This window comes from Arthrobacter sp. TmtSoilC51 (assembly GCF_055388015.1).
Genome location: NZ_AP035877.1, coordinates 4,656,461 through 4,680,626 on the forward strand (window position 1 = coordinate 4,656,461; position 24,166 = coordinate 4,680,626).

General features: G+C 59.0%; 16 protein-coding genes and 6 rRNA genes. 5 read left to right on the forward strand and 17 right to left on the reverse strand.

All coding sequences use genetic code 11. The features are described 5' to 3' along the window. Nucleotides 1-30 precede the first annotated feature (30 nt). From ACZ5G6_RS21260 to ACZ5G6_RS21280, 5 genes are all read right to left on the reverse strand, one after another. Nucleotides 31-594, reverse strand: coding sequence for a GNAT family N-acetyltransferase (locus ACZ5G6_RS21260; RefSeq protein ID WP_498687939.1), 564 nt, complete (start codon nucleotides 592-594; stop codon nucleotides 31-33). Nucleotides 595-682: 88 nt separating this feature from the next. Next, nucleotides 683-799, reverse strand: a 5S ribosomal RNA gene (gene rrf / locus ACZ5G6_RS21265). 160 nt (nucleotides 800-959) lie between these two features. Further along, nucleotides 960-4,105, reverse strand: a 23S ribosomal RNA gene (locus tag ACZ5G6_RS21270). A 544-nt stretch (nucleotides 4,106-4,649) separates the two neighbouring features. Then, nucleotides 4,650-6,170: ribosomal RNA gene (locus ACZ5G6_RS21275) — 16S ribosomal RNA — on the reverse strand. Together the 16S, 23S and 5S rRNA genes form the textbook arrangement of a ribosomal RNA operon. A gap of 462 nt (nucleotides 6,171-6,632) precedes the next feature. Then, nucleotides 6,633-7,589, reverse strand: a complete 957-nt coding sequence (locus ACZ5G6_RS21280) for an RNA polymerase subunit sigma-70 (protein WP_498687941.1) — start codon at nucleotides 7,587-7,589, stop codon at nucleotides 6,633-6,635. 92 nt (nucleotides 7,590-7,681) lie between these two features. Here ACZ5G6_RS21280 and ACZ5G6_RS21285 point away from each other — a divergent pair, with 92 nt between their 5' ends. Then, nucleotides 7,682-8,059 (forward strand): nuclear transport factor 2 family protein, encoded by a 378-nt coding sequence (locus ACZ5G6_RS21285; RefSeq protein WP_498687942.1) that lies wholly within the window; start codon nucleotides 7,682-7,684, stop codon nucleotides 8,057-8,059. Nucleotides 8,060-8,199: 140 nt separating this feature from the next. On the opposite strand, the gene rrf (ACZ5G6_RS21290) is transcribed toward ACZ5G6_RS21285, so the two are convergent. The 6 genes from rrf (ACZ5G6_RS21290) to rpmB form a co-directional block, all read right to left on the reverse strand. Beyond that, nucleotides 8,200-8,316 (reverse strand): 5S ribosomal RNA (gene rrf / locus ACZ5G6_RS21290). A 160-nt stretch (nucleotides 8,317-8,476) separates the two neighbouring features. Continuing rightward, a 23S ribosomal RNA gene (locus ACZ5G6_RS21295) occupies nucleotides 8,477-11,622 on the reverse strand. Nucleotides 11,623-12,166: 544 nt separating this feature from the next. After that, nucleotides 12,167-13,687: ribosomal RNA gene (locus tag ACZ5G6_RS21300) — 16S ribosomal RNA — on the reverse strand. A 997-nt stretch (nucleotides 13,688-14,684) separates the two neighbouring features. Then, the gene (gene rpsN / locus ACZ5G6_RS21305; protein ID WP_216927432.1) at nucleotides 14,685-14,990 is read right to left on the reverse strand and encodes a 30S ribosomal protein S14; all 306 of its coding nucleotides are present in this window, start codon (nucleotides 14,988-14,990) and stop codon (nucleotides 14,685-14,687) included. A gap of 4 nt (nucleotides 14,991-14,994) precedes the next feature. Next, nucleotides 14,995-15,162, reverse strand: coding sequence for a 50S ribosomal protein L33 (rpmG, locus tag ACZ5G6_RS21310; protein WP_003798558.1), 168 nt, complete (start codon nucleotides 15,160-15,162; stop codon nucleotides 14,995-14,997). Next, a complete protein-coding gene (gene rpmB, locus ACZ5G6_RS21315) occupies nucleotides 15,162-15,398 on the reverse strand; it encodes a 50S ribosomal protein L28 (protein ID WP_011776361.1) in 237 nt (78 codons plus the stop codon). Before rpmB ends, rpmG begins: the two co-directional genes overlap by 1 nt. 396 nt (nucleotides 15,399-15,794) lie before the next feature. Between rpmB and ACZ5G6_RS21320 the strand changes: the two genes are divergently transcribed. Genes ACZ5G6_RS21320 through ACZ5G6_RS21330 form a run of 3 tightly spaced genes read left to right on the forward strand, consistent with a single transcriptional unit; the run spans nucleotide 15,795 to nucleotide 18,527 of the window. Further along, nucleotides 15,795-17,255: a ferredoxin reductase family protein gene (locus ACZ5G6_RS21320; protein WP_498687946.1), complete on the forward strand. Its 1,461-nt coding sequence runs from the start codon at nucleotides 15,795-15,797 to the stop codon at nucleotides 17,253-17,255. A 14-nt stretch (nucleotides 17,256-17,269) separates the two neighbouring features. Then, nucleotides 17,270-17,722: an FMN-binding protein gene (locus tag ACZ5G6_RS21325; RefSeq protein ID WP_223934778.1), complete on the forward strand. Its 453-nt coding sequence runs from the start codon at nucleotides 17,270-17,272 to the stop codon at nucleotides 17,720-17,722. Then, nucleotides 17,706-18,527 carry an FAD:protein FMN transferase gene (locus ACZ5G6_RS21330; RefSeq protein ID WP_223934779.1) on the forward strand — a complete coding sequence of 274 codons (822 nt, stop codon included), beginning with the start codon at nucleotides 17,706-17,708 and terminating at the stop codon, nucleotides 18,525-18,527. Before ACZ5G6_RS21325 ends, ACZ5G6_RS21330 begins: the two co-directional genes overlap by 17 nt. A gap of 12 nt (nucleotides 18,528-18,539) precedes the next feature. Here the strand turns inward: ACZ5G6_RS21330 and ACZ5G6_RS21335 are convergent, their stop codons facing one another. Both ACZ5G6_RS21335 and ACZ5G6_RS21340 read right to left on the reverse strand, forming a co-directional pair. Further along, the gene (locus ACZ5G6_RS21335) at nucleotides 18,540-19,304 is read right to left on the reverse strand and encodes an SGNH/GDSL hydrolase family protein (protein WP_498687950.1); all 765 of its coding nucleotides are present in this window, start codon (nucleotides 19,302-19,304) and stop codon (nucleotides 18,540-18,542) included. 49 nt (nucleotides 19,305-19,353) lie between these two features. Then, entirely contained in the window at nucleotides 19,354-19,833 is a 480-nt protein-coding gene (locus ACZ5G6_RS21340) for a MarR family winged helix-turn-helix transcriptional regulator (RefSeq protein ID WP_498687952.1), read from the reverse strand. Between the two features lie 68 nt (nucleotides 19,834-19,901). Here ACZ5G6_RS21340 and ACZ5G6_RS21345 point away from each other — a divergent pair, with 68 nt between their 5' ends. After that, entirely contained in the window at nucleotides 19,902-20,189 is a 288-nt protein-coding gene (locus ACZ5G6_RS21345; RefSeq protein WP_223934782.1) for a YciI family protein, read from the forward strand. Between the two features lie 15 nt (nucleotides 20,190-20,204). On the opposite strand, the gene ACZ5G6_RS21350 is transcribed toward ACZ5G6_RS21345, so the two are convergent. The 4 genes from ACZ5G6_RS21350 to ACZ5G6_RS21365 all read right to left on the reverse strand — a co-directional run bounded on the left by ACZ5G6_RS21350 (nucleotide 20,205) and on the right by ACZ5G6_RS21365 (nucleotide 24,150). Next, nucleotides 20,205-21,041 (reverse strand): SGNH/GDSL hydrolase family protein, encoded by an 837-nt coding sequence (locus ACZ5G6_RS21350; protein WP_498687957.1) that lies wholly within the window; start codon nucleotides 21,039-21,041, stop codon nucleotides 20,205-20,207. A gap of 160 nt (nucleotides 21,042-21,201) precedes the next feature. Next, nucleotides 21,202-22,254, reverse strand: coding sequence for a siderophore-interacting protein (locus tag ACZ5G6_RS21355; protein WP_498687959.1), 1,053 nt, complete (start codon nucleotides 22,252-22,254; stop codon nucleotides 21,202-21,204). Beyond that, nucleotides 22,251-23,075, reverse strand: a complete 825-nt coding sequence (locus tag ACZ5G6_RS21360) for an ABC transporter ATP-binding protein (RefSeq protein WP_498687961.1) — start codon at nucleotides 23,073-23,075, stop codon at nucleotides 22,251-22,253. Before ACZ5G6_RS21360 ends, ACZ5G6_RS21355 begins: the two co-directional genes overlap by 4 nt. 1 nt (nucleotide 23,076) lies before the next feature. After that, nucleotides 23,077-24,150, reverse strand: a complete 1,074-nt coding sequence (locus ACZ5G6_RS21365) for a FecCD family ABC transporter permease (RefSeq protein ID WP_498691983.1) — start codon at nucleotides 24,148-24,150, stop codon at nucleotides 23,077-23,079. Nucleotides 24,151-24,166 lie beyond the last annotated feature (16 nt).

Below are 24,166 nucleotides of genomic sequence, written 5' to 3' on the forward strand. Positions count from 1 at the left end.
CGCAGCTTCGGAGCATCCGACAAGTGTGGATCAGAAGAGAATTCGCTGATACAAGACGTGGTCCTGCCACTCGCCTGCGATGTGGAGATACGAGGGTGCCATGCCGATCCGCTTGAAGCCAGACCGCTTGAGAACCGCCTGCGAGGCTACGTTGTCCAGCAAGGTTGCGGCCTGGATACGGTGGAGACCAAGTTCCCCTCCCGCCATGGAGAGAACTGCCTCCACCGAGGAAGTGGCAATGCCCTTGCCGGTGAATGCGTGGTCCACCCAATAGCCAAGGTTGGCGTTCAGGAACGGACCGCGGACTATGCCCGTCAAAGTAATCATGCCTATGACATCCCGACCATGCAGAACTATCCACGGCAGCTCAGTGCCTGCCGCATACTGATCCAGTTTGCTCCGAACGATGGTCTCTTGCCCGGCTCTTGTATAGAACGCGGCGCTGCGCCTTGGCTCCCACGGCGCGAGGTGCTCTGCGTTCCGGCTATACGCGGCTGCTAAGGGCCCCGCATCAGACAAGGACAAAATCCGAAGGTGGACATTCCCGTTTACGGCATTCCCGGACGGGACATCCAAGTCTCGAGTCAGAGTCATCCTGCGACTCTAGCCGTTTTGTTTGGTGGGTTTAAATGTGGGAGACCCCCCGACCTGGTGTGGGTTGGGGGGTCTCTACCTAATGTGTGTCCGGCGGTGTCCTACTCTCCCACACCCTCCCGGGTGCAGTACCATCGGCGCTGTGGGTCTTAGCTTCCGGGTTCGGAATGGGACCGGGCGTTTCCCCCACGCTATGACCGCCGTAACCTTGTTACCCGTCCCCCTGTTTTGCCGGTTGTGGTCCGGTGGGGGTGGGAAGTTTTGTGGTTACAACATTGTGGTGTTGTTATTTAGTTGTGTTTGTTCCTGTGAGCAACGGTGTTGTTGTTCGGGAACCACATAGTGGACGCGTGCAGTGTTTGTGTGTGGTGTAAGTTGTTGGCCTATTAGTACCGGTCAGCTTCACGAGTCTTTGGTCCTCGCTTCCACATCCGGCCTATCAACCCAGTGGTCTGGCTGGGGGCCTCTCACACAAATTGTGTATGGAAATCTCATCTTGAAGCGAGCTTCCCGCTTAGATGCTTTCAGCGGTTATCCCATCCGAACGTAGCTAATCAGCGGTGCACTTGGCAGTACAACTGACACACCAGAGGTTCGTCCGTCCCGGTCCTCTCGTACTAAGGACAGCCCTTCTCAAATTTCCTGCGCGCGCAGCGGATAGGGACCGAACTGTCTCACGACGTTCTAAACCCAGCTCGCGTACCGCTTTAATGGGCGAACAGCCCAACCCTTGGGACCTACTCCAGCCCCAGGATGCGACGAGCCGACATCGAGGTGCCAAACCATGCCGTCGATATGGACTCTTGGGCAAGATCAGCCTGTTATCCCCGAGGTACCTTTTATCCGTTGAGCGACGGCCATTCCACAATGTACCGCCGGATCACTAGTCCCGACTTTCGTCCCTGCTTGAGATGTCTCTCTCACAGTCAAGCTCCCTTGTGCACTTACACTCGACACCTGATTGCCAACCAGGCTGAGGGAACCTTTGGGCGCCTCCGTTACTTTTTAGGAGGCAACCGCCCCAGTTAAACTACCCATCAGGCACTGTCCCTGACCCGGATCACGGGCCGAAGTTAGATGTCCAAAGTGACCAGAGTGGTATTTCAACGATGACTCCACCCGAACTGGCGTCCGGGTTTCAACGTCTCCCACCTATCCTACACAAGCCACTCCGAACACCAATACCAAACTATAGTAAAGGTCTCGGGGTCTTTCCGTCCTGCTGCGCGTAACGAGCATCTTTACTCGTACTGCAATTTCGCCGAGTTTATGGTTGAGACAGCGGGGAAGTCGTTACTCCATTCGTGCAGGTCGGAACTTACCCGACAAGGAATTTCGCTACCTTAGGATGGTTATAGTTACCACCGCCGTTTACTGGGGCTTAAATTCTCAGCTTCGCCACACAAGGTGGCTAACCGGTCCTCTTAACCTTCCAGCACCGGGCAGGAGTCAGTCCGTATACATCGTCTTGCGACTTCGCACGGACCTGTGTTTTTAGTAAACAGTCGCTTCCCCCTGGTCTCTGCGGCCCACACCCGCTCCACAGAGCAAGTCTGTATCACGGGGCAGGCCCCCCTTCTCCCGAAGTTACGGGGGCATTTTGCCGAGTTCCTTAACCATAATTCTCTCGATCGCCTTGGTATTCTCTACCTGATCACCTGTGTCGGTTTGGGGTACGGGCGGCTAAAACCTCGCGTCGATGCTTTTCTTGGCAGCATAGGATCACCGGATCCCCCCTTACGGGAGTCCCATCAGATCTCAGGATCGTGCTCGAAACACACAGGAACGGATTTGCCTATCCCTGACCCTACATCCTTGGACCGGGGCAACCATCGCCCGGCCCGGCTACCTTCCTGCGTCACACCTGTTAATACGCTTACCTCCCGGGATCAGGTCCCGCGCTCGGCCAAAACCCACACACCACAAGGGTGATAGGGCAGGCTCCGGGCGGTTAGTATCCCCCGCTTGGCATGGGCGGTTTTTCGCCGGTACGGGAATATCAACCCGTTGTCCATCGACTACGCCTGTCGGCCTCGCCTTAGGTCCCGACTTACCCAGGGCAGATTAGCTTGACCCTGGAACCCTTGATCATTCGGCGGACGGGTTTCTCACCCGTCTTTCGCTACTCATGCCTGCATTCTCACTCGTGTAGGCTCCACCGCTGGTTTCCACCGCGACTTCACTGCCCACACGACGCTCCCCTACCACTCCACACCCCTGAACCACGAAGGCTAGGGCAATGTGTGAAATCCACAACTTCGGCGGTGTACTTGAGCCCCGCTACATTGTCGGCGCGGAATCACTTGACCAGTGAGCTATTACGCACTCTTTCAAGGATGGCTGCTTCTAAGCCAACCTCCTGGTTGTCTTCGCAACTCCACATCCTTTCCCACTTAGCACACGCTTAGGGGCCTTAGTTGGTGGTCTGGGCTGTTTCCCTCTCGACTATGAAGCTTATCCCCCACAGTCTCACTGCTGCGCTCTCACTTACCGGCATTCGGAGTTTGGCTGACGTCAGTAACCTTGTAGGGCCCATCGGCCATCCAGTAGCTCTACCTCCGGCAAGAAACACGCAACGCTGCACCTAAATGCATTTCGGGGAGAACCAGCTATCACGGAGTTTGATTGGCCTTTCACCCCTACCCACAGCTCATCCCCTCCATTTTCAACTGAAGTGGGTTCGGTCCTCCACGACGTCTTACCGTCGCTTCAACCTGGCCATGGGTAGATCACTCCGCTTCGGGTCTAGATCACGCCACTACACTCGCCCTGTTCAGACTCGCTTTCGCTACGGCTACCCCACACGGGTTAACCTCGCGACGTAACACTAACTCGCAGGCTCATTCTTCAAAAGGCACGCCGTCACCAGAATCAGACTGGCTCCGACGGATTGTAAGCACACGGTTTCAGGTACTGTTTCACTCCCCTCCCGGGGTACTTTTCACCTTTCCCTCACGGTACTGGTCCGCTATCGGTCATTAGGAAGTATTTAGGCTTATCAGGTGGTCCTGACAGATTCGCACGGGATTTCTCGGGCCCCGTGCTACTTGGGATCCTCTCCAGGCGGTACACAACATTACGGTTACGGGGCTCACACCCTCTCTGGCCGGCCTTTCAAGACCGTTCACCTATGCCTGCACTACACACCCCACCAGTCCGGCAGAACCAGTACGGAAAGTCCCACAACCCCGCCCATGCAACGCCCGCCGGCTATCACACATGGAAACGGTTTAGCCTGATCCGCGTTCGCTCGCCACTACTAACGGAATCACTCTTGTTTTCTCTTCCTGCGGGTACTGAGATGTTTCACTTCCCCGCGTTCCCCCCACGCACCCTATGTGTTCAGATGCGGGTCACACAATCACCTTGCAGCGTTGTGCGGGGTTTCCCCATTCGGACATCCTGGGATCAACGCTCGGTTATCAACTCCCCCAGGCTTATCGCAGATTCCTACGTCCTTCTTCGGCTCCTAATGCCAAGGCATCCACCGTGTGCCCTTAAAAACTTGACCACACAAGATCAATAAACTTACTCGAGAGAACCATGCGCCACTTGGGCCCAAGGTTCATTCATAAGAAATTGCTGTAAGAACACACACACACGTGTGTGTGTTCTAGATGCTCGCGTCCACTATGTAGTTCTCAAACAACAACCCCATCAACCAGACCCCCGGACACCACAACCCACAACACGGGGCTGATAACAGTGACCGGCAATACCGGAAGCAGGAACAAGAAGAAACACCAGAACTGTGCCCCCCTGCATTGCTGCAAAAAGGTCCTGTTGCCTCAGGACCCAACAGTGCGCCAAACACAACCCACACAATCCACGCCCCGGCACGTTCCTGACAACACCCCACCACCACAAAAGCAGAAAAAGGCGTTGCCGTACTGGCACCAGGACACAACCGGTAAAGGCCATGCCAAAAAACTTTGATTCGTTGATATTCCACCCATGAGCACCCACCGCAGAACAGACGCCTGCGCAATGGGCAACACTGACAACCACCACGCACCCGCATACACGGACACCAGCAGTTGTTAGCAGCTCCTTAGAAAGGAGGTGATCCAGCCGCACCTTCCGGTACGGCTACCTTGTTACGACTTAGTCCCAATCGCCGGTCCCACCTTCGACGGCTCCCCCCACAAGGGTTAGGCCACCGGCTTCGGGTGTTACCAACTTTCGTGACTTGACGGGCGGTGTGTACAAGGCCCGGGAACGTATTCACCGCAGCGTTGCTGATCTGCGATTACTAGCGACTCCGACTTCATGGGGTCGAGTTGCAGACCCCAATCCGAACTGAGACCGGCTTTTTGGGATTAGCTCCACCTCACAGTATCGCAACCCTTTGTACCGGCCATTGTAGCATGCGTGAAGCCCAAGACATAAGGGGCATGATGATTTGACGTCGTCCCCACCTTCCTCCGAGTTGACCCCGGCAGTCTCCTATGAGTCCCCGGCCGAACCGCTGGCAACATAGAACGAGGGTTGCGCTCGTTGCGGGACTTAACCCAACATCTCACGACACGAGCTGACGACAACCATGCACCACCTGTAAACCGACCGCAAGCGGGGCACCTGTTTCCAGGTCTTTCCGGTTCATGTCAAGCCTTGGTAAGGTTCTTCGCGTTGCATCGAATTAATCCGCATGCTCCGCCGCTTGTGCGGGCCCCCGTCAATTCCTTTGAGTTTTAGCCTTGCGGCCGTACTCCCCAGGCGGGGCACTTAATGCGTTAGCTACGGCGCGGAAAACGTGGAATGTCCCCCACACCTAGTGCCCAACGTTTACGGCATGGACTACCAGGGTATCTAATCCTGTTCGCTCCCCATGCTTTCGCTCCTCAGCGTCAGTTACAGCCCAGAGACCTGCCTTCGCCATCGGTGTTCCTCCTGATATCTGCGCATTTCACCGCTACACCAGGAATTCCAGTCTCCCCTACTGCACTCTAGTCTGCCCGTACCCACTGCAGAACCGGAGTTGAGCCCCGGTCTTTCACAGCAGACGCGACAAACCGCCTACGAGCTCTTTACGCCCAATAATTCCGGATAACGCTTGCGCCCTACGTATTACCGCGGCTGCTGGCACGTAGTTAGCCGGCGCTTCTTCTGCAGGTACCGTCACTTTCGCTTCTTCCCTACTGAAAGAGGTTTACAACCCGAAGGCCGTCATCCCTCACGCGGCGTCGCTGCATCAGGCTTTCGCCCATTGTGCAATATTCCCCACTGCTGCCTCCCGTAGGAGTCTGGGCCGTGTCTCAGTCCCAGTGTGGCCGGTCACCCTCTCAGGCCGGCTACCCGTCGTCGCCTTGGTAGGCCATTACCCCACCAACAAGCTGATAGGCCGCGAGTCCATCCAAAACCACAAAAGCTTTCCACCCCCCACCATGCGATGAGGAGTCATATCCGGTATTAGACCCAGTTTCCCAGGCTTATCCCAGAGTCAAGGGCAGGTTACTCACGTGTTACTCACCCGTTCGCCACTAATCCCCCCAGCAAGCTGGAGATCATCGTTCGACTTGCATGTGTTAAGCACGCCGCCAGCGTTCATCCTGAGCCAGGATCAAACTCTCCGTTGAAAACAAAAAATCAAACAGACACAACCACACCCACCGGAAATAACGACGGACCATGGCTGCACAAAATTCGAAACCAGCTGAAAACCAGACCACCACACACGGGGGTGCGCAGCAATCCGGCCATAATTTCAACCAATCAATAAAACAATCGGCATCAACAAACTTGGCACACTATTGAGTTCTCAAACAACAGACCCTCCAAAACATCACCCCGCACAGCGCACCACAAAAGCAGCGCACCCAACAAGGCCATTGGAAAAGAAGAGTTATTTTTGGCCGCCTACCGAACCGTACACACCTTCCGGCTTTCCGTTTCGCACCCGGCGACTCAGAAAACAATACACGCCCCACAACCCCAACGCAAATCCACCCCAACAACCACCAAACACACCCCCCAAACCCCGCCAAACCGCCGTCGGGCATTCCTTTCGGACTCGTCAATGAGCCATTGCCCCTGTCTCTTCACGCAAGAAAGTCAGGCATCCCGAACTGTCGATGCAGGCCATCGTCAAGGAATCGCATGATCGACGCGATCTTGTCTCCAACCTGGGTTGGCTCAATCACCAGGAGCCCCCGGGCCCGGCCTTGCAGATAGCAGACGAACGCAGGCCTACCACCGGCAGTGACAGCGGTCAGCGCATAGTTGCCGCCAGGGCGCCCAGCCGCACTGGCACGAAGGAAACTCCCGACGGCGTGCCGGCCCACGTAAAGTTCGCTGGCCGGAGGCATGGCAAGCCAGCATTGATCGGTGAGGAGCTCAAGGACGGCCTCGACGTCGTCCCGCGAGAAGGCATACGCAAACTTTCGGGCCAAATCATGGTGGTCTGCTCCGGTCGTGAGTGACCCTGCAGCGGATCTGGCGGAGCGGGCACGCTGAAGAAGACCCTTCGCCGCCGTCGCGCCTACCGCGACCATCTCCGCAGCTTCGGCAACGGTGAAATCCAGCACATCGCAGAGGATCAACACCGCAGCCTGGCGCGGCGGCATCCGTTGAAGCGCAACCACAAATGCGAGCTCAACGCTTTCGCGGGCAACCGCCTGCGCAGCAGGATCAAGCTCGTCGACCAATAGATCGGGGTAGGGCTGCACATGCGGTAGGTCGAATCGGTCGTTCGGTGTCGGAGGCTCGAAGGGAGGTGCAGGGGCGGGACGAGGACGGCGACCTTGGTCTCTTAGCGCGTTGAGCGAACGAGTAGTGGCAATCCGATAGAGCCAAGTCCGCAAGGACGATCGACCGGCAAATCCAGGCAACCCTTTCCAGGCGGCAAGCAACACCTCCTGCAGTACATCATCTGCATCATCAACAGACCCTGTGATCCTGTAGCAGTGCAGATGAAGTTCCCGGCGAAAGGGCGCAACGAGAGACGCGAAGGCCTCTTCATCGCCGGCCCGGGCGGCCTCCAACTCCGCTGACGTCACGGTTCAATCTTGGCACGTACACACTTGGGCGTTCCGATCTGCTGAGCCGTGGTGTCTATACAAACGTAACCCTCTAAGAAAGGAACCAGACCATGTCTGAAAAACAGGCCAGGGCCGTCGAGATCGCGGTGGCCTACCATCGGGCTTGGACAGCCGGCAACCTGGACTTGGCGGCCAAGCACTTAGCCGAGGATGTCACCTGCCATGCGCCGTCCGGCACCATAAACGGCAGGGGCGCTGTCCGGGCATTCATGGAGCCCTTTGCTGCTTCACTCACAAACTCCAAGCTTCTTGCGGTTTACGGCACCGACGACGAAGCACTGCTCATGTACGACACAGCCAATCTGGCAGTTCCGAGCGCTCCGGGCGCAGAGCTGTATCGCATACAGAACGATGAGATCGCCGAGATCAATATCATCTTCGATCGTCTGCCTTTCGCTTTGGCGCGTGGCGACGTCGTTGGAGTGTGATGGCGATGACTCCTCCCGATGCCAGCGGGAAGGAGGTGTTAAATGGGGCAAGCCCCGGCCGTGAGGGTCGGGGCTTGCCTGGTTTAAATGTGGGAGACCCCCCGACCTGGTGTGGGTTGGGGGGTCTCTACCTAATGTGTGTCCGGCGGTGTCCTACTCTCCCACACCCTCCCGGGTGCAGTACCATCGGCGCTGTGGGTCTTAGCTTCCGGGTTCGGAATGGGACCGGGCGTTTCCCCCACGCTATGACCGCCGTAACCTTGTTACCCGTCCCCCTGTTTTGCCGGTTGTGGTCCGGTGGGGGTGGGAAGTTTTGTGGTTACAACATTGTGGTGTTGTTATTTAGTTGTGTTTGTTCCTGTGAGCAACGGTGTTGTTGTTCGGGAACCACATAGTGGACGCGTGCAGTGTTTGTGTGTGGTGTAAGTTGTTGGCCTATTAGTACCGGTCAGCTTCACGAGTCTTTGGTCCTCGCTTCCACATCCGGCCTATCAACCCAGTGGTCTGGCTGGGGGCCTCTCACACAAATTGTGTATGGAAATCTCATCTTGAAGCGAGCTTCCCGCTTAGATGCTTTCAGCGGTTATCCCATCCGAACGTAGCTAATCAGCGGTGCACTTGGCAGTACAACTGACACACCAGAGGTTCGTCCGTCCCGGTCCTCTCGTACTAAGGACAGCCCTTCTCAAATTTCCTGCGCGCGCAGCGGATAGGGACCGAACTGTCTCACGACGTTCTAAACCCAGCTCGCGTACCGCTTTAATGGGCGAACAGCCCAACCCTTGGGACCTACTCCAGCCCCAGGATGCGACGAGCCGACATCGAGGTGCCAAACCATGCCGTCGATATGGACTCTTGGGCAAGATCAGCCTGTTATCCCCGAGGTACCTTTTATCCGTTGAGCGACGGCCATTCCACAATGTACCGCCGGATCACTAGTCCCGACTTTCGTCCCTGCTTGAGATGTCTCTCTCACAGTCAAGCTCCCTTGTGCACTTACACTCGACACCTGATTGCCAACCAGGCTGAGGGAACCTTTGGGCGCCTCCGTTACTTTTTAGGAGGCAACCGCCCCAGTTAAACTACCCATCAGGCACTGTCCCTGACCCGGATCACGGGCCGAAGTTAGATGTCCAAAGTGACCAGAGTGGTATTTCAACGATGACTCCACCCGAACTGGCGTCCGGGTTTCAACGTCTCCCACCTATCCTACACAAGCCACTCCGAACACCAATACCAAACTATAGTAAAGGTCTCGGGGTCTTTCCGTCCTGCTGCGCGTAACGAGCATCTTTACTCGTACTGCAATTTCGCCGAGTTTATGGTTGAGACAGCGGGGAAGTCGTTACTCCATTCGTGCAGGTCGGAACTTACCCGACAAGGAATTTCGCTACCTTAGGATGGTTATAGTTACCACCGCCGTTTACTGGGGCTTAAATTCTCAGCTTCGCCACACAAGGTGGCTAACCGGTCCTCTTAACCTTCCAGCACCGGGCAGGAGTCAGTCCGTATACATCGTCTTGCGACTTCGCACGGACCTGTGTTTTTAGTAAACAGTCGCTTCCCCCTGGTCTCTGCGGCCCACACCCGCTCCACAGAGCAAGTCTGTATCACGGGGCAGGCCCCCCTTCTCCCGAAGTTACGGGGGCATTTTGCCGAGTTCCTTAACCATAATTCTCTCGATCGCCTTGGTATTCTCTACCTGATCACCTGTGTCGGTTTGGGGTACGGGCGGCTAAAACCTCGCGTCGATGCTTTTCTTGGCAGCATAGGATCACCGGATCCCCCCTTACGGGAGTCCCATCAGATCTCAGGATCGTGCTCGAAACACACAGGAACGGATTTGCCTATCCCTGACCCTACATCCTTGGACCGGGGCAACCATCGCCCGGCCCGGCTACCTTCCTGCGTCACACCTGTTAATACGCTTACCTCCCGGGATCAGGTCCCGCGCTCGGCCAAAACCCACACACCACAAGGGTGATAGGGCAGGCTCCGGGCGGTTAGTATCCCCCGCTTGGCATGGGCGGTTTTTCGCCGGTACGGGAATATCAACCCGTTGTCCATCGACTACGCCTGTCGGCCTCGCCTTAGGTCCCGACTTACCCAGGGCAGATTAGCTTGACCCTGGAACCCTTGATCATTCGGCGGACGGGTTTCTCACCCGTCTTTCGCTACTCATGCCTGCATTCTCACTCGTGTAGGCTCCACCGCTGGTTTCCACCGCGACTTCACTGCCCACACGACGCTCCCCTACCACTCCACACCCCTGAACCACGAAGGCTAGGGCAATGTGTGAAATCCACAACTTCGGCGGTGTACTTGAGCCCCGCTACATTGTCGGCGCGGAATCACTTGACCAGTGAGCTATTACGCACTCTTTCAAGGATGGCTGCTTCTAAGCCAACCTCCTGGTTGTCTTCGCAACTCCACATCCTTTCCCACTTAGCACACGCTTAGGGGCCTTAGTTGGTGGTCTGGGCTGTTTCCCTCTCGACTATGAAGCTTATCCCCCACAGTCTCACTGCTGCGCTCTCACTTACCGGCATTCGGAGTTTGGCTGACGTCAGTAACCTTGTAGGGCCCATCGGCCATCCAGTAGCTCTACCTCCGGCAAGAAACACGCAACGCTGCACCTAAATGCATTTCGGGGAGAACCAGCTATCACGGAGTTTGATTGGCCTTTCACCCCTACCCACAGCTCATCCCCTCCATTTTCAACTGAAGTGGGTTCGGTCCTCCACGACGTCTTACCGTCGCTTCAACCTGGCCATGGGTAGATCACTCCGCTTCGGGTCTAGATCACGCCACTACACTCGCCCTGTTCAGACTCGCTTTCGCTACGGCTACCCCACACGGGTTAACCTCGCGACGTAACACTAACTCGCAGGCTCATTCTTCAAAAGGCACGCCGTCACCAGAATCAGACTGGCTCCGACGGATTGTAAGCACACGGTTTCAGGTACTGTTTCACTCCCCTCCCGGGGTACTTTTCACCTTTCCCTCACGGTACTGGTCCGCTATCGGTCATTAGGAAGTATTTAGGCTTATCAGGTGGTCCTGACAGATTCGCACGGGATTTCTCGGGCCCCGTGCTACTTGGGATCCTCTCCAGGCGGTACACAACATTACGGTTACGGGGCTCACACCCTCTCTGGCCGGCCTTTCAAGACCGTTCACCTATGCCTGCACTACACACCCCACCAGTCCGGCAGAACCAGTACGGAAAGTCCCACAACCCCGCCCATGCAACGCCCGCCGGCTATCACACATGGAAACGGTTTAGCCTGATCCGCGTTCGCTCGCCACTACTAACGGAATCACTCTTGTTTTCTCTTCCTGCGGGTACTGAGATGTTTCACTTCCCCGCGTTCCCCCCACGCACCCTATGTGTTCAGATGCGGGTCACACAATCACCTTGCAGCGTTGTGCGGGGTTTCCCCATTCGGACATCCTGGGATCAACGCTCGGTTATCAACTCCCCCAGGCTTATCGCAGATTCCTACGTCCTTCTTCGGCTCCTAATGCCAAGGCATCCACCGTGTGCCCTTAAAAACTTGACCACACAAGATCAATAAACTTACTCGAGAGAACCATGCGCCACTTGGGCCCAAGGTTCATTCATAAGAAATTGCTGTAAGAACACACACACACGTGTGTGTGTTCTAGATGCTCGCGTCCACTATGTAGTTCTCAAACAACAACCCCATCAACCAGACCCCCGGACACCACAACCCACAACACGGGGCTGATAACAGTGACCGGCAATACCGGAAGCAGGAACAAGAAGAAACACCAGAACTGTGCCCCCCTGCATTGCTGCAAAAAGGTCCTGTTGCCTCAGGACCCAACAGTGCGCCAAACACAACCCACACAATCCACGCCCCGGCACGTTCCTGACAACACCCCACCACCACAAAAGCAGAAAAAGGCGTTGCCGTACTGGCACCAGGACACAACCGGTAAAGGCCATGCCAAAAAACTTTGATTCGTTGATATTCCACCCATGAGCACCCACCGCAGAACAGACGCCTGCGCAATGGGCAACACTGACAACCACCACGCACCCGCATACACGGACACCAGCAGTTGTTAGCAGCTCCTTAGAAAGGAGGTGATCCAGCCGCACCTTCCGGTACGGCTACCTTGTTACGACTTAGTCCCAATCGCCGGTCCCACCTTCGACGGCTCCCCCCACAAGGGTTAGGCCACCGGCTTCGGGTGTTACCAACTTTCGTGACTTGACGGGCGGTGTGTACAAGGCCCGGGAACGTATTCACCGCAGCGTTGCTGATCTGCGATTACTAGCGACTCCGACTTCATGGGGTCGAGTTGCAGACCCCAATCCGAACTGAGACCGGCTTTTTGGGATTAGCTCCACCTCACAGTATCGCAACCCTTTGTACCGGCCATTGTAGCATGCGTGAAGCCCAAGACATAAGGGGCATGATGATTTGACGTCGTCCCCACCTTCCTCCGAGTTGACCCCGGCAGTCTCCTATGAGTCCCCGGCCGAACCGCTGGCAACATAGAACGAGGGTTGCGCTCGTTGCGGGACTTAACCCAACATCTCACGACACGAGCTGACGACAACCATGCACCACCTGTAAACCGACCGCAAGCGGGGCACCTGTTTCCAGGTCTTTCCGGTTCATGTCAAGCCTTGGTAAGGTTCTTCGCGTTGCATCGAATTAATCCGCATGCTCCGCCGCTTGTGCGGGCCCCCGTCAATTCCTTTGAGTTTTAGCCTTGCGGCCGTACTCCCCAGGCGGGGCACTTAATGCGTTAGCTACGGCGCGGAAAACGTGGAATGTCCCCCACACCTAGTGCCCAACGTTTACGGCATGGACTACCAGGGTATCTAATCCTGTTCGCTCCCCATGCTTTCGCTCCTCAGCGTCAGTTACAGCCCAGAGACCTGCCTTCGCCATCGGTGTTCCTCCTGATATCTGCGCATTTCACCGCTACACCAGGAATTCCAGTCTCCCCTACTGCACTCTAGTCTGCCCGTACCCACTGCAGAACCGGAGTTGAGCCCCGGTCTTTCACAGCAGACGCGACAAACCGCCTACGAGCTCTTTACGCCCAATAATTCCGGATAACGCTTGCGCCCTACGTATTACCGCGGCTGCTGGCACGTAGTTAGCCGGCGCTTCTTCTGCAGGTACCGTCACTTTCGCTTCTTCCCTACTGAAAGAGGTTTACAACCCGAAGGCCGTCATCCCTCACGCGGCGTCGCTGCATCAGGCTTTCGCCCATTGTGCAATATTCCCCACTGCTGCCTCCCGTAGGAGTCTGGGCCGTGTCTCAGTCCCAGTGTGGCCGGTCACCCTCTCAGGCCGGCTACCCGTCGTCGCCTTGGTAGGCCATTACCCCACCAACAAGCTGATAGGCCGCGAGTCCATCCAAAACCACAAAAGCTTTCCACCCCCCACCATGCGATGAGGAGTCATATCCGGTATTAGACCCAGTTTCCCAGGCTTATCCCAGAGTCAAGGGCAGGTTACTCACGTGTTACTCACCCGTTCGCCACTAATCCCCCCAGCAAGCTGGAGATCATCGTTCGACTTGCATGTGTTAAGCACGCCGCCAGCGTTCATCCTGAGCCAGGATCAAACTCTCCGTTGAAAACAAAAAAATCAAACAGACACAACCACACCCACCGGAAATAACGACGGACCATGGCTGCACAAAATTCGAAACCAGCTGAAAACCAGACCACCACACACGGGGGTGCGCAGCAATCCGGCCATAATTTCAACCAATCAATAAAACAATCGGCATCAACAAACTTGGCACACTATTGAGTTCTCAAACAACAGGTCACTATTCCAAAGCTGTACCACCACCAACCCAAACGGGCCACTGGATCGCTCCGGAGCAACTTTTCAAACTTACCCGAACAACCGCATCCTGGCAAATCAGCGTTCCCGCGATTCCCGATCCGATCCTCGGCCCCACCCGGCTACCCGCACGCCCAAAAGCGCGCCATATTCCAGGCTGTTATCAAAGGGGGTCGGCCCCCACGGCTTCCAGCTCCAAGCTGTCTCACTCGCGGCGACTCAGAAGACATTACACGCCCACAAGCCCCCACACAAATCCACCCCAACACCACCCAAAAACCCCGCAAACACACGCCAAACACCCCCATCCAGGGCTTAGCACCAGCCCGGAATCGCCAAAACAACTACCGTGAAGCCCGTCACACGGGTCAAGCCCCACGACCCAGGCCGCCAGGCACTAACGCCAACTACCGCCGTCGAACGTCCCCAACAACCCCACCAAAAACCACGACTACCCGAGAGAGCGACGCCCAAAAAACCTCACGACGTGAGAGAACACCCCCCACCCGTCGCAATGTGAGAGAACGATGCTCGAAAACAACGATTACGTGAGAGAGCGATGCTCAAAAAACGTCAGGACGTGAGAGAACAACCAAAGGAGGCGGTCACCCGGCAGCGCGCGTCCAAGCGAGGCACGAGCGAACGCGCAGAGGATGACCGCCGCCTTCGCACCAACCGTCCGCCTTCGCAGCAACCACCCAGCCTCCTTCAGCAACAAGCACGCTTAAACGCAGAAAGGGCCGGCAACCATAACAGTTACCGGCCCTTTCAGAGCTTCGTGATTACCAGGAAGACTTGGTGATACCCGGGAGCTCACCGCGGTGAGCCATGTCGCGGAAGCGAACACGGGAGATACCGAACTTCTGGAAGGTGCCGCGGGGACGGCCGTCGATCTGGTCGCGGTTACGCAGACGGATCGGGGAGGCGTTGCGGGGCAGCTTCTGCAGGCCGAGGCGTGCAGCTTCGCGTGCTTCGTCAGTCGCGTTGGGGTCAACCAGGGTCTTCTTCAGTTCGAGACGCTTGGCAGCGTAACGCTCAACAATGACCTTGCGCTGCTCGTTGCGAGCAATCTTGGACTTCTTTGCCATGTGTTTAGCGCTCCTCTCGGAATTCGACGTGCTGGCGGATCTTGGGGTCGTACTTCTTCAGGACCAGACGGTCCGGGTCGTTACGACGGTTCTTGCGCGTTACGTAGGTGTAACCCGTGCCCGCGGTGGACTTCAGCTTGATGATCGGACGTACGTCCTTGTCCTTTGCCATTAGAGCTTTACTCCTCGTGCCAGGATGTCGGCGACGACAGAGTCGATGCCGCGTACGTCGATGGTCTTGATGCCACGGGCTGACAGGGTCAGGGTGACGTTACGGCGCAGGGACGGAACCCAGTAGCGCTTCTTCTGAATATTCGGGTCGAACCGACGCTTGTTGCGGCGGTGCGAGTGCGAAATGCTGTGTCCAAAGCCCGGCTCGGCCCCGGTCACTTGGCAGTGTGCTGCCATGACTCTCCTCCAAAGATTGAATGTAACGGCGTGCAGATGTTCCTGCGTTACCGTGCGACAGGCAGCGTTCGCGTCCGATCCAAACCATTTCGGTAGTTTCCGCATCAAATGCGGCGAAGAAGGTTGGGCCTCAGAACCGTGCAGTGGAAACCACTGGAAGAAGTCCTGGGATACCGGGCGAATACAGGAATGCACGCAACTTGAGCCCCTAACTACCGGCCATCGGGATGTCAGTCAGACTGACTTCACCGCCAACCGGAGCAATTGCACACGATCCGCACTACCTAGCGCCTAACTATTCTACGGGTCAGGCCAAATTAAGACCAATCAGGAATCATAAGGCCTCCCCAAGGCCTTTCACAGCAGAACGAAAGGATGCTTGGCGAGTCTTGGATCATGACATCGCTTCTCTCACGTGTTTCGCGTGCCGACCAGTCCGCGGCGCCGGGCCCATTGACGGCACCAGCCGCCGTCGAACTCTTTCGGATGCAAGCCCGACGGCGGCGGGCCCGGGCCGACATCCTCGGTTTCCTTGGGTGGTTGTCGCCGGTGGCGGCAGTGGCTTTGTGGCTGGCCGACGGCGGTGCAAGCGGATTTTCCTCTCTCGCAGGAGCGGCAACGGCCCTGGGAATCGTGGCCGGATTGGTTGGCATGGACCTGGTGCTCCTCATGGTGCTCCTCGCGGCCCGGATCCCCTTTATCGACAACACTTTTGGCCATGACCGCGCAGTGGAGATCCACAAATCACTGGGCAAGCCCGCGCTGTATCTGCTCCTCGCGCACGGAATCTTCATAGCCATTGGGTACGGCGCGGCCGAAGGACTGGACCCGATCAGCGAGTCAATCTCCCTCTGGGTCAACGTACCGGACATGTGGTTGGCGTTCGTTTCGATGGTGTTGTTTATCGCCGTTGTGGTGACGTCGCTGGTGGCAGTGCGCCGGCGCTTCCCGTACGAGTTCTGGTACGTGGTTCATCTGCTGACGTATGCGGCCGTTGCCACCGCCATACCCCACCAGTTCAGCGTGGGTGGACTATTCGCGGAAGGTACGTGGCAACGCTGGTACTGGTTGGCCATCTGTATCGCGACCGGCGCTGCCCTGCTCTACAACCGGGTCATCGAGCCCATCGCGGCGACGTTCCGGCACCAACTCACGGTGAGCCGCGTCGTTCGGGTCTCATCCGACGTGTTCAGCATTGAAATGACCGGGCTGCACCTGAACGAGCTGGCCGGTTCCGGCGGCAGGTTCTTCTTCTGGCGGTTCCTGGTCCCGGGCTATTGGTGGCAGCCGCACCCATTCAGCCTCTCCGCCGAGCCCGTCCCAGGCACGGCTTCGGCGCCTGGAAAATTGCGCATCACCGTCCGGAACCTCGGCGACGGCTCAGCCCGCCTGGCACGGCTCAAACCAGGTACCAAAGTTGCCATCGAAGGACCATACGGAATCTTCAGCACAGCAGCGAGGAGCCGCAACAAAGTAGTCCTCATCGGCGCAGGCATCGGCATTACACCCCTCCGCGCGCTGCTCGAATCCACGCCGTTCGAGCCAGGCAACGCAACGGTCCTGCTGCGCGGACACGACGAATCGGAGCTCTTCCTCGGGCAGGAAATCATGGCCCTTTGCCAAACCCGGGGTGCAACCCTCTTCCACCTCACCGGTCCGCGCTCCGCAGGTCCCGGCTCATGGCTCCCCCAATCGGCTGTCCAGGCCGGTTGCACGATCCGTTCCTATGTCCCTGACGTGGCCAACGCCGACGTGTATCTCTGCGGCCCGGCCAGCTGGGCCAGCAACGTGGTCCAGGATCTACAGTCCGCGGGTCTACCTGCGGAACAACTCCACTACGAAAGGTTCGACTGGTGAGAATCCGGGCAGCAATGGCAACAGCCCTGGCGTCCGCGGGCATCCTGCTCGCAGGCTGGCAATCGGGAGCCCATGTGGCCGAAACAGGCACATCCACCACCACCAGCCTGAGCAGCAGCGCCACGGCAGGCGGTTCGGCCACGAACGGCAACACCCCTGCCAAGGGCGGCAACAACGCGGGAAGCTCGACGGCGGCAACCTACGACGGCGCGTCGGTCCAGACCCGTTTCGGCCCGGTCCAAGTGCAGGTGACAATCCAAAACGGAAAGATCACCGAAGTCACTGCCCTGCAGCTCACGGATGCCGAACGGAAGTCGGCACAGATCAGCAGCCGTGCTGCCCCGGTACTGCGTTCCGAAGTCCTGCAGGCCCAATCAGCCAACGTACAAACCGTCGGTGGCGCGACGGTCACAAGCGAGGCCTATCTCACCTCCCTCCAGGCGGCCCTCGATGCAGCCAACTTTTAACGTCGAACAGCTCCGGGCGCGTACGTTCCGCAGCATGGGCACCGTGGTGAGCTTGACTGTGGCGAGCGGCACCTCGCCCCAGACGGCTGTCGACGAACTGGAGTCCGCCGTCGACGTCGTGGAAGAGATATTCACGCAGCTCGACCTGACTTTCAGCCTCTACCGGGAGGGGTCCGAAGCGAGCCGTCTGGCGCGGGGCGAGCTGGCATTGGCGTATGCCTCGGAGTCAATGCAGGCCCGTTATGTAGAGGCCTCCGAATGGCGGTTGGCCACCAACGGTGCGTTCACTGCTGAACGACCGGACGGCACATTGGACCTGTCGGGGATCGTGAAAGCCCACGCCATGCGCGAGGCTGAGCTGTCCTTGATTGCGCTTGGACTGCGCGACTGGTGCCTCAACGCCGGAGGGGACGTACTGGTGAGTGGATCGCCAGGACCTTCGAGTGCCTCACGTGAGGTTCGTGAACCCTGGCTGGCCGGCATTGTGGATCCATTCGACCGCCAGACGTTGCTGGGCACGTACAGCCTAAGCGGCTCAGCCGACGGCGGAATGAGAGCCCTGGCGACGTCAGGATCGGCTGAACGGGGAGAACACATCTGGGCGGTTGGCCCAGGGCGCCCGGAGTTCCTTCAGGTTTCCGTGGCGGCGCAGGACATTGTCACGGCTGATGTCCTGGCCACGGCGATCGTCTCAGGCGGGCCGCCCACTTTGGATCAAGCGGTTGAGAAGTGGGGCGTCGAAGTGCTCGCGGTTGGCAGGACCGGAACCATGCTCGCCACGCCAGGATTCCGTAACGCTGCCTGAGCCCGGCCTCAACTACACCGGGCGGATCAGGGACGGATACTTCGGGCTCAGTCCATCGCCCGACGACGTACCCCGCACGCGGCGCATCACCCAAGGGCCAGCGAATTCCCGGACCCAGCGCGCGTTCGCCCGGATAGCTTCGGACCGGTTCAATGTGGGAAGCGGAGCGAGGTCGGGGACTTCAAGCACGTGCTCATGCTCCAGGACGTCCAGCACCCGCTTTGCCATATTAACGTGGCCCGCGGTCGACATGTGCATCCGGTCCTGCGCCCACATCCTGACGTCGTAGTACTCATCGAACCGCCAGTAATCCACCAGGAGGGCACCATGGTTCTCGGCAATTTCACGGAGCAGCTCGTTGTAGATCGCGGTCCGGCCCCGCATCGTGCTAAAAACCTTCGAACCGCGGGCATCGAATCCCGTGAAGAGCACAACGGTGGCGCCGGTCGCGCTTAACTTGGCGATGCCGGCGCCGTAATCCTCCAAAAGCGAGTCAATATCGACCTTGGGCCGCAGGATGTCGTTGGCTCCCGCGTACATCGTCACCAACGTGGGTTTCATTGCGACGGCGGCGTCCACTTGTTCTGCCATGATTTGGCGGAGCTTCCTGCCGCGGATGGCGAGGTTGGCATAGCCGAAGTCCTCGTTGCTGTGGGCCAGTTGCCGGGCAACGACGTCTGCCCACCCCCGGACACCGTTGGGGCCGGTGGGGTCGTCATCGCCGACGCCCTCGGTGAAGGAATCCCCCAAGGCAACATAGCGGGCAGAAAAATCCATGCCGTCAGTCTGCCACTAGCTCGACCCCTGCGTAAAAACACGGATAGAGCTACGACTCGCGCAGGATCCAGTGGTTATTGTCCAGCCGGGAGACGATTTTCTCGCCGATGCGCGCGAGGTCCGCGACGTCGTCGGGCGAGAGCGAATCGAGCATCAGCGCCCGTACGGACTCAACGTGGCCTGGAGCGAGGGCCACAACGGTGGACATGCCAGCCTCGGTCAGGTGGGCGACAGTGACGCGGGCGTCACGAGGGTGTGCCTGGCGTTCCACCCAGCCGCGCTTCTGGAGTTTGGTGACCACATGCGACAGGCGCGATAGCGAGGCACTGGTGCGCGCGGCGAGCTCGCTCATGGGCAGATACCGGCCCTCGGTTTCCGAGAGCATCGCCAAGACGTTGTAGTCGAACAACGACAATTTTCCAGCAGACTGAAGCTGCGTATCCAACGCCGAGGGGAGCAGGGTGTTGATACTCAAGAGGGCCAACCATGCACGGCGTTCGTCGGCATTGAGCCAGCGGGGTTCAGTCATGGATCCATCTTAGGAGAATTAGCCGGTTTGCCCGGCCCCGCTTCAGCCGCAACCGATAGGCTGGCGGCATGTTTGTTGTCTCCCTGACCTACAAAGTTCCCGACGAAATCGTCGACTTCCACCGGCCAGGCCACATGGCCTGGCTTAAGGACGCGTTCGACGCCGGTGTGTTCCTCGCGTCGGGACGTCGCGTTCCAGCCACCGGAGGTGTGTTGCTGTCCAAGGTGGACCGGGCAACGCTGGATGACTCGCTGGCCAAGGATCCGTTCTACAGCAACGGAGTAGCCGAGTTCGAGATCATCGAATTCACGGCGACCAGCGTGGCCGAGGGCTACGAAGTCCTGCTGGACAGCTGAGATTTGCTGGAAGCTTCACCGCGTAGCCTGCCGCTTTTCCATCAGCTTCTTCAGGCCACCCTTGCGTGGGACTTTCACCGGTTGCGGCCAACGCGGACTCAGCGCGTCTCCCAGGGTGACTCCGCGTAGTTTGCGTCCAAACAGTGGCAGAACCCAGTCGTGGATCCAGCGGCGCTGCCTGCGTTCCCATTCGCGGAGTCCCACGCGCGTGGGCGGTTCCCACTCCTTCGGAGAAATCTTGTGCGGGACTCCCAAGTGGTCCAGGACTTGGGCTGCCAGGTACTTGTGGCCCGCTTTGGACATGTGAAGGCGGTCCGATGCCCACATCCGTGAGTCTTTGTAGGCGTCGAAGCACCAGTAATCCACCAATATGGCCCCGTATTTCGCGGCCACGTCGCGGACCCGCTGGTTGTACAAGGTGTTGCGTTTCTTAAACGGTTCCAGGACGGCTGAGACCTTCACGTCAAAGCCAGTGAAGAGGACCAGCGTGGCTCCGGTTTCGGCGAGCCGGGCGACCAGCTCTTCATAGTTATTGAGGAGCTCGTCCATGTCCGTGCCGAAATCGAGGATGTCGTTTCCGCCAGCGTAGAGAGTGACGAGCGTGGGTTGCATGGCAAGTGCCGGCTCGAGTTGTTCATCGATGATGTGCCGGAGCCTCTTGCTGCGCACGGCGAGATTCGCGTACTCCCAGCCCGGCTGCGCCTTCGCCAACTTCTCGGCCACCCTGTCGGCCCAGCCGCGGACCCCATTGGGCAGGACCTTACTTGGGTCCCCCACACCCTCGGTGAAGGAATCTCCAAGGGCGACATACCGCCGTCGTCCGTTTTTCCCAGCCGCGTAACCGTCCCGCATCCGGCCACGGTAACCCCCTGCGGTTACACCCCCACCAACCCAAAGTGAACAGGACGAACAGGAAGTGAGAGAGCAACCGTCAAAAACCGACAGGAAGTGAGAGAGCATCGGAAGGCGACGGCAAAACCGTCTCTGCGGCGGACCCTGCGGAACAGAACGCTTACCCCTCCGATTTGCCCCGTCGCCAGTAACCCATGAACGCCACTTGCTTGCGGTCGATACCAACGTCCCGCACCAGGTACCGCCGCATTTCCTTGATGACGAAGGCCTCCCCCGCGATCCACGCGTAGAACGGCAGCGCGCCGGCGGGAAGGGTGGGGTTCTTGCTGGCTTCGATGGCTGCGGCGTCCATGCGTTGCGGGGTTTCCCAGAGGATTTCCTGGTCGACATTGACGTCTTCAGGCTCGGGTCCAGCAGCGGCTTCAGTGCACTTGAGGCCAACCCAGCCCGGCACGGGAACGGCCTTTGCAACGGCTTCCTTGAGGAGTTCGCCGTGGGGACGGGAGCGTCCGATGGCTGCACCCCGGGCCAGCCAAGTGATTTCGATGTCGGCGGCGGTGCTGATGTCCTGGAAATCCCCGGCTTCGGGTACCTCGAGGAACGCGTGGCCGGTCATGTCGGCGGGCAGGCTTTCAAGGATCGCGCTGATGGCGGGGACTGCGGTTTCGTCGCCGGCCAGCAGTACACGCTGTGCAAGGCCAGGCCGCCATTCGATGCCGCCGTAGGCTCCGGCTGTGGTGCACTGGGCTGCGCGGTTGTTGGGGCCGATGATGGTGAGGGCGTCACCGGGCTTCGCCGCCTTCGCCCAGCTGGCGGCAGGGCCGCCGTGGCCGTCCTCGAAGTGCATGACGAAGTCGATGTCGATCTCCGGGTACACGGCATCAAGGCGTTCCGAACGAACGGTGTAGGTGCGCATGGCTCCCCGCACGGCAGCATCCATGGCCAGCCATTCCTGGTACCAACCGGCTTCTTCCATCTTGAATTCCGGCAGCGGGATCTGCTGTCCGGCCTCGTCCAAGGAAGGAATCATCAACTTCACACGGAGGTCCAAAGTGTCACCTGCCACGCCGAAGCCGCGCAGGGAGTAGCCACCGAACGTGATCCGACGGAAGTTCGGCCCCAGCTCCTGCACCGCGGTCACTGTGACGTCGAAGGCCAGGGTCATGGGCTCCACTGCGGTAGTCGCGGTGGCCCGTGTCGGCTGTGCACTCATGAGGCGATCTCCAGTTCGTTGGTTGAAGCGGGCTGTGCGTGGTGGCGTCCGATCGGGACGATGAGGGGCGTGCCTGAAATGGGGTCTGGAACCACACGGGATTCCAGACCAAAGACGTTGTAGACCAGTTCCTCCGTCACTACGTCGGGAGCAGGGCCTTCGGCCACGATGCACCCGCCCTTCATGGCAATGACGTGGTCTGCGTAGCGGGCGGCCAGGTTGAGGTCGTGGAGGACGATCGCCACGGTGGTGCCGCGGCTGCGGTTGAGGTCGGTTACGAGGTCCAGGACTTCCACCTGGTGTGCGAGGTCTAGGTAGGTGGTGGGCTCGTCCAGCAGGAGGACTTCCGTCTCCTGAGCCAAGGCCATCGCGATCCAGACGCGCTGCCGTTGACCGCCGGACAGTTCGTCGACGCTTCGCTCAGCGAGTTCCAGCGTTGCGGTGGCTTCGAGCGCGCGCTGCACCGCGGCGTCGTCACCCGCGGTCCAACTCCGGAAAAACCCTTGGTGCGGGTACCGCCCGCGGCCCACGAGGTCGCGGACTGTGATCCCATCCGGCGCGGTGGGGTGCTGCGGCAGCAGGCCAAGCGTACGGGCGAGTTCGCGGGCGGGACGGGAGTGGATGTCCTTGCCGTCGAGTGTAACGGCACCACCGGCAGGCTTGAGCAGTCGCGACAACCCGCGCAGGAGCGTGGACTTGCCGCAGGCGTTGGCGCCCACGATCATGGTCACTTTGCCCTCCGGGATTTCGGTGGAGAGACCTTCAACAACCCTCCGTTGCTCGTATTGCAGCGTCAGGTCCTTGGCATTAAGGACGGCCATGTCAGGCTTCCTTTCGGTTCGACGTGACCAGCAGCCACAGCAGGAACGGGGCGCCCAGGGCGCCTGTGATGACGCCGACCGGGAGGACGGTTCCGTCGAGGATCAGGGGGGCAATGTTGGAGGCAACGAAGTCTGCGGCGAGCACGATTAACGCACCGGTGAAGGCCGACGCCGGGAGGCTTGGTTTACGCACGAGGCGGCGGGCAATCGATCCCGCCAGGAAGGCGACAAACGCTACCGGACCGGCGGCGGCGGTCGCGACGGCGGCAAGTCCGACGGCGGTCAGCACCAGTCCCAGCCGCGCGGCGTCGACCTTGATGCCAAGCCCCGCAGCGGCGTCGTCGCCGAGTTCCAGGATGCGCAGCGGGCCGGCCAGGGCCATGACGGCCGGCACCAGGACCAGCAACGATGCAGCCAGCACGGCGATGCGCTCCCAATTGGCCGAATTCAGTGAACCGTTGAGCCATACGAGCGCTTCCGCGGCCGTGCGGATGTCCGCGCGGGTCATGAGGAAGTTGACCACCGCGGTCAGTGCGGCGGCAATGGCCACACCCGCAAGAATGAGGCGGTTGCCCGCAGCGTTGCCCCGGTTTCCCCCGCGGGACCGGCCTCCCCGCGAAATCGCATAGATGATGGCCGCAACTCCGAGTGCCCCACCTAGTGCGGCCCACGAGACCACGGCTCCACCAGCGCCGAAAATCACGATTGCCGTCACGGCTGCCGCGCTGGCGCCATAGCTGATGCCGATGATGTCCGGACTCGCGAGCGGGTTGCGGAGCATGGTCTGGAAAAGTGCCCCGGACAGGCCGAATGCCACGCCGATCAGAGTGCCAACAACAGCGCGGGGCAGCTTGTGCTCCATCACGATGAAACTGGCGCCGGGGATCTTCTCGCCGCCGGCCAAGTGTGCGGTGACGATCTTGAAGAAGTCCGGGATGGTCACGGTGTAGCTGCCCAGGAGCACATACACCGCGAACATGACGACGACAGCCAGGCCCAGGAAAAGCGTCGGGCTCAGCACGCGAGATGGCAGATAATGCGGATGTTTGCGGGAATCATTGGTATTAACTGCCATCTCGGCGCGGGAATCG

Excerpts from the sequence above, each read along its gene's own strand:
- ACZ5G6_RS21260 (WP_498687939.1), bottom strand. The coding sequence starts at position 594 with ATGACTCTGACTCGAGACTTGGATGTCCCGTCCGGGAATGCCGTAAAC.
- ACZ5G6_RS21285 (WP_498687942.1), top strand. The coding sequence starts at position 7,682 with ATGTCTGAAAAACAGGCCAGGGCCGTCGAGATCGCGGTGGCCTACCAT.
- rpsN (WP_216927432.1), bottom strand. The coding sequence starts at position 14,990 with ATGGCAAAGAAGTCCAAGATTGCTCGCAACGAGCAGCGCAAGGTCATT.
- rpmG (WP_003798558.1), bottom strand. The coding sequence starts at position 15,162 with ATGGCAAAGGACAAGGACGTACGTCCGATCATCAAGCTGAAGTCCACC.
- rpmB (WP_011776361.1), bottom strand. The coding sequence starts at position 15,398 with ATGGCAGCACACTGCCAAGTGACCGGGGCCGAGCCGGGCTTTGGACAC.
- ACZ5G6_RS21320 (WP_498687946.1), top strand. The coding sequence starts at position 15,795 with ATGACATCGCTTCTCTCACGTGTTTCGCGTGCCGACCAGTCCGCGGCG.
- ACZ5G6_RS21325 (WP_223934778.1), top strand. The coding sequence starts at position 17,270 with ATGGCAACAGCCCTGGCGTCCGCGGGCATCCTGCTCGCAGGCTGGCAA.
- ACZ5G6_RS21330 (WP_223934779.1), top strand. The coding sequence starts at position 17,706 with ATGCAGCCAACTTTTAACGTCGAACAGCTCCGGGCGCGTACGTTCCGC.
- ACZ5G6_RS21335 (WP_498687950.1), bottom strand. The coding sequence starts at position 19,304 with ATGGATTTTTCTGCCCGCTATGTTGCCTTGGGGGATTCCTTCACCGAG.
- ACZ5G6_RS21340 (WP_498687952.1), bottom strand. The coding sequence starts at position 19,833 with ATGACTGAACCCCGCTGGCTCAATGCCGACGAACGCCGTGCATGGTTG.
- ACZ5G6_RS21345 (WP_223934782.1), top strand. The coding sequence starts at position 19,902 with ATGTTTGTTGTCTCCCTGACCTACAAAGTTCCCGACGAAATCGTCGAC.
- ACZ5G6_RS21350 (WP_498687957.1), bottom strand. The coding sequence starts at position 21,041 with ATGCGGGACGGTTACGCGGCTGGGAAAAACGGACGACGGCGGTATGTC.
- ACZ5G6_RS21355 (WP_498687959.1), bottom strand. The coding sequence starts at position 22,254 with ATGAGTGCACAGCCGACACGGGCCACCGCGACTACCGCAGTGGAGCCC.
- ACZ5G6_RS21360 (WP_498687961.1), bottom strand. The coding sequence starts at position 23,075 with ATGGCCGTCCTTAATGCCAAGGACCTGACGCTGCAATACGAGCAACGG.
- ACZ5G6_RS21365 (WP_498691983.1), bottom strand. The coding sequence starts at position 24,150 with ATGGCAGTTAATACCAATGATTCCCGCAAACATCCGCATTATCTGCCA.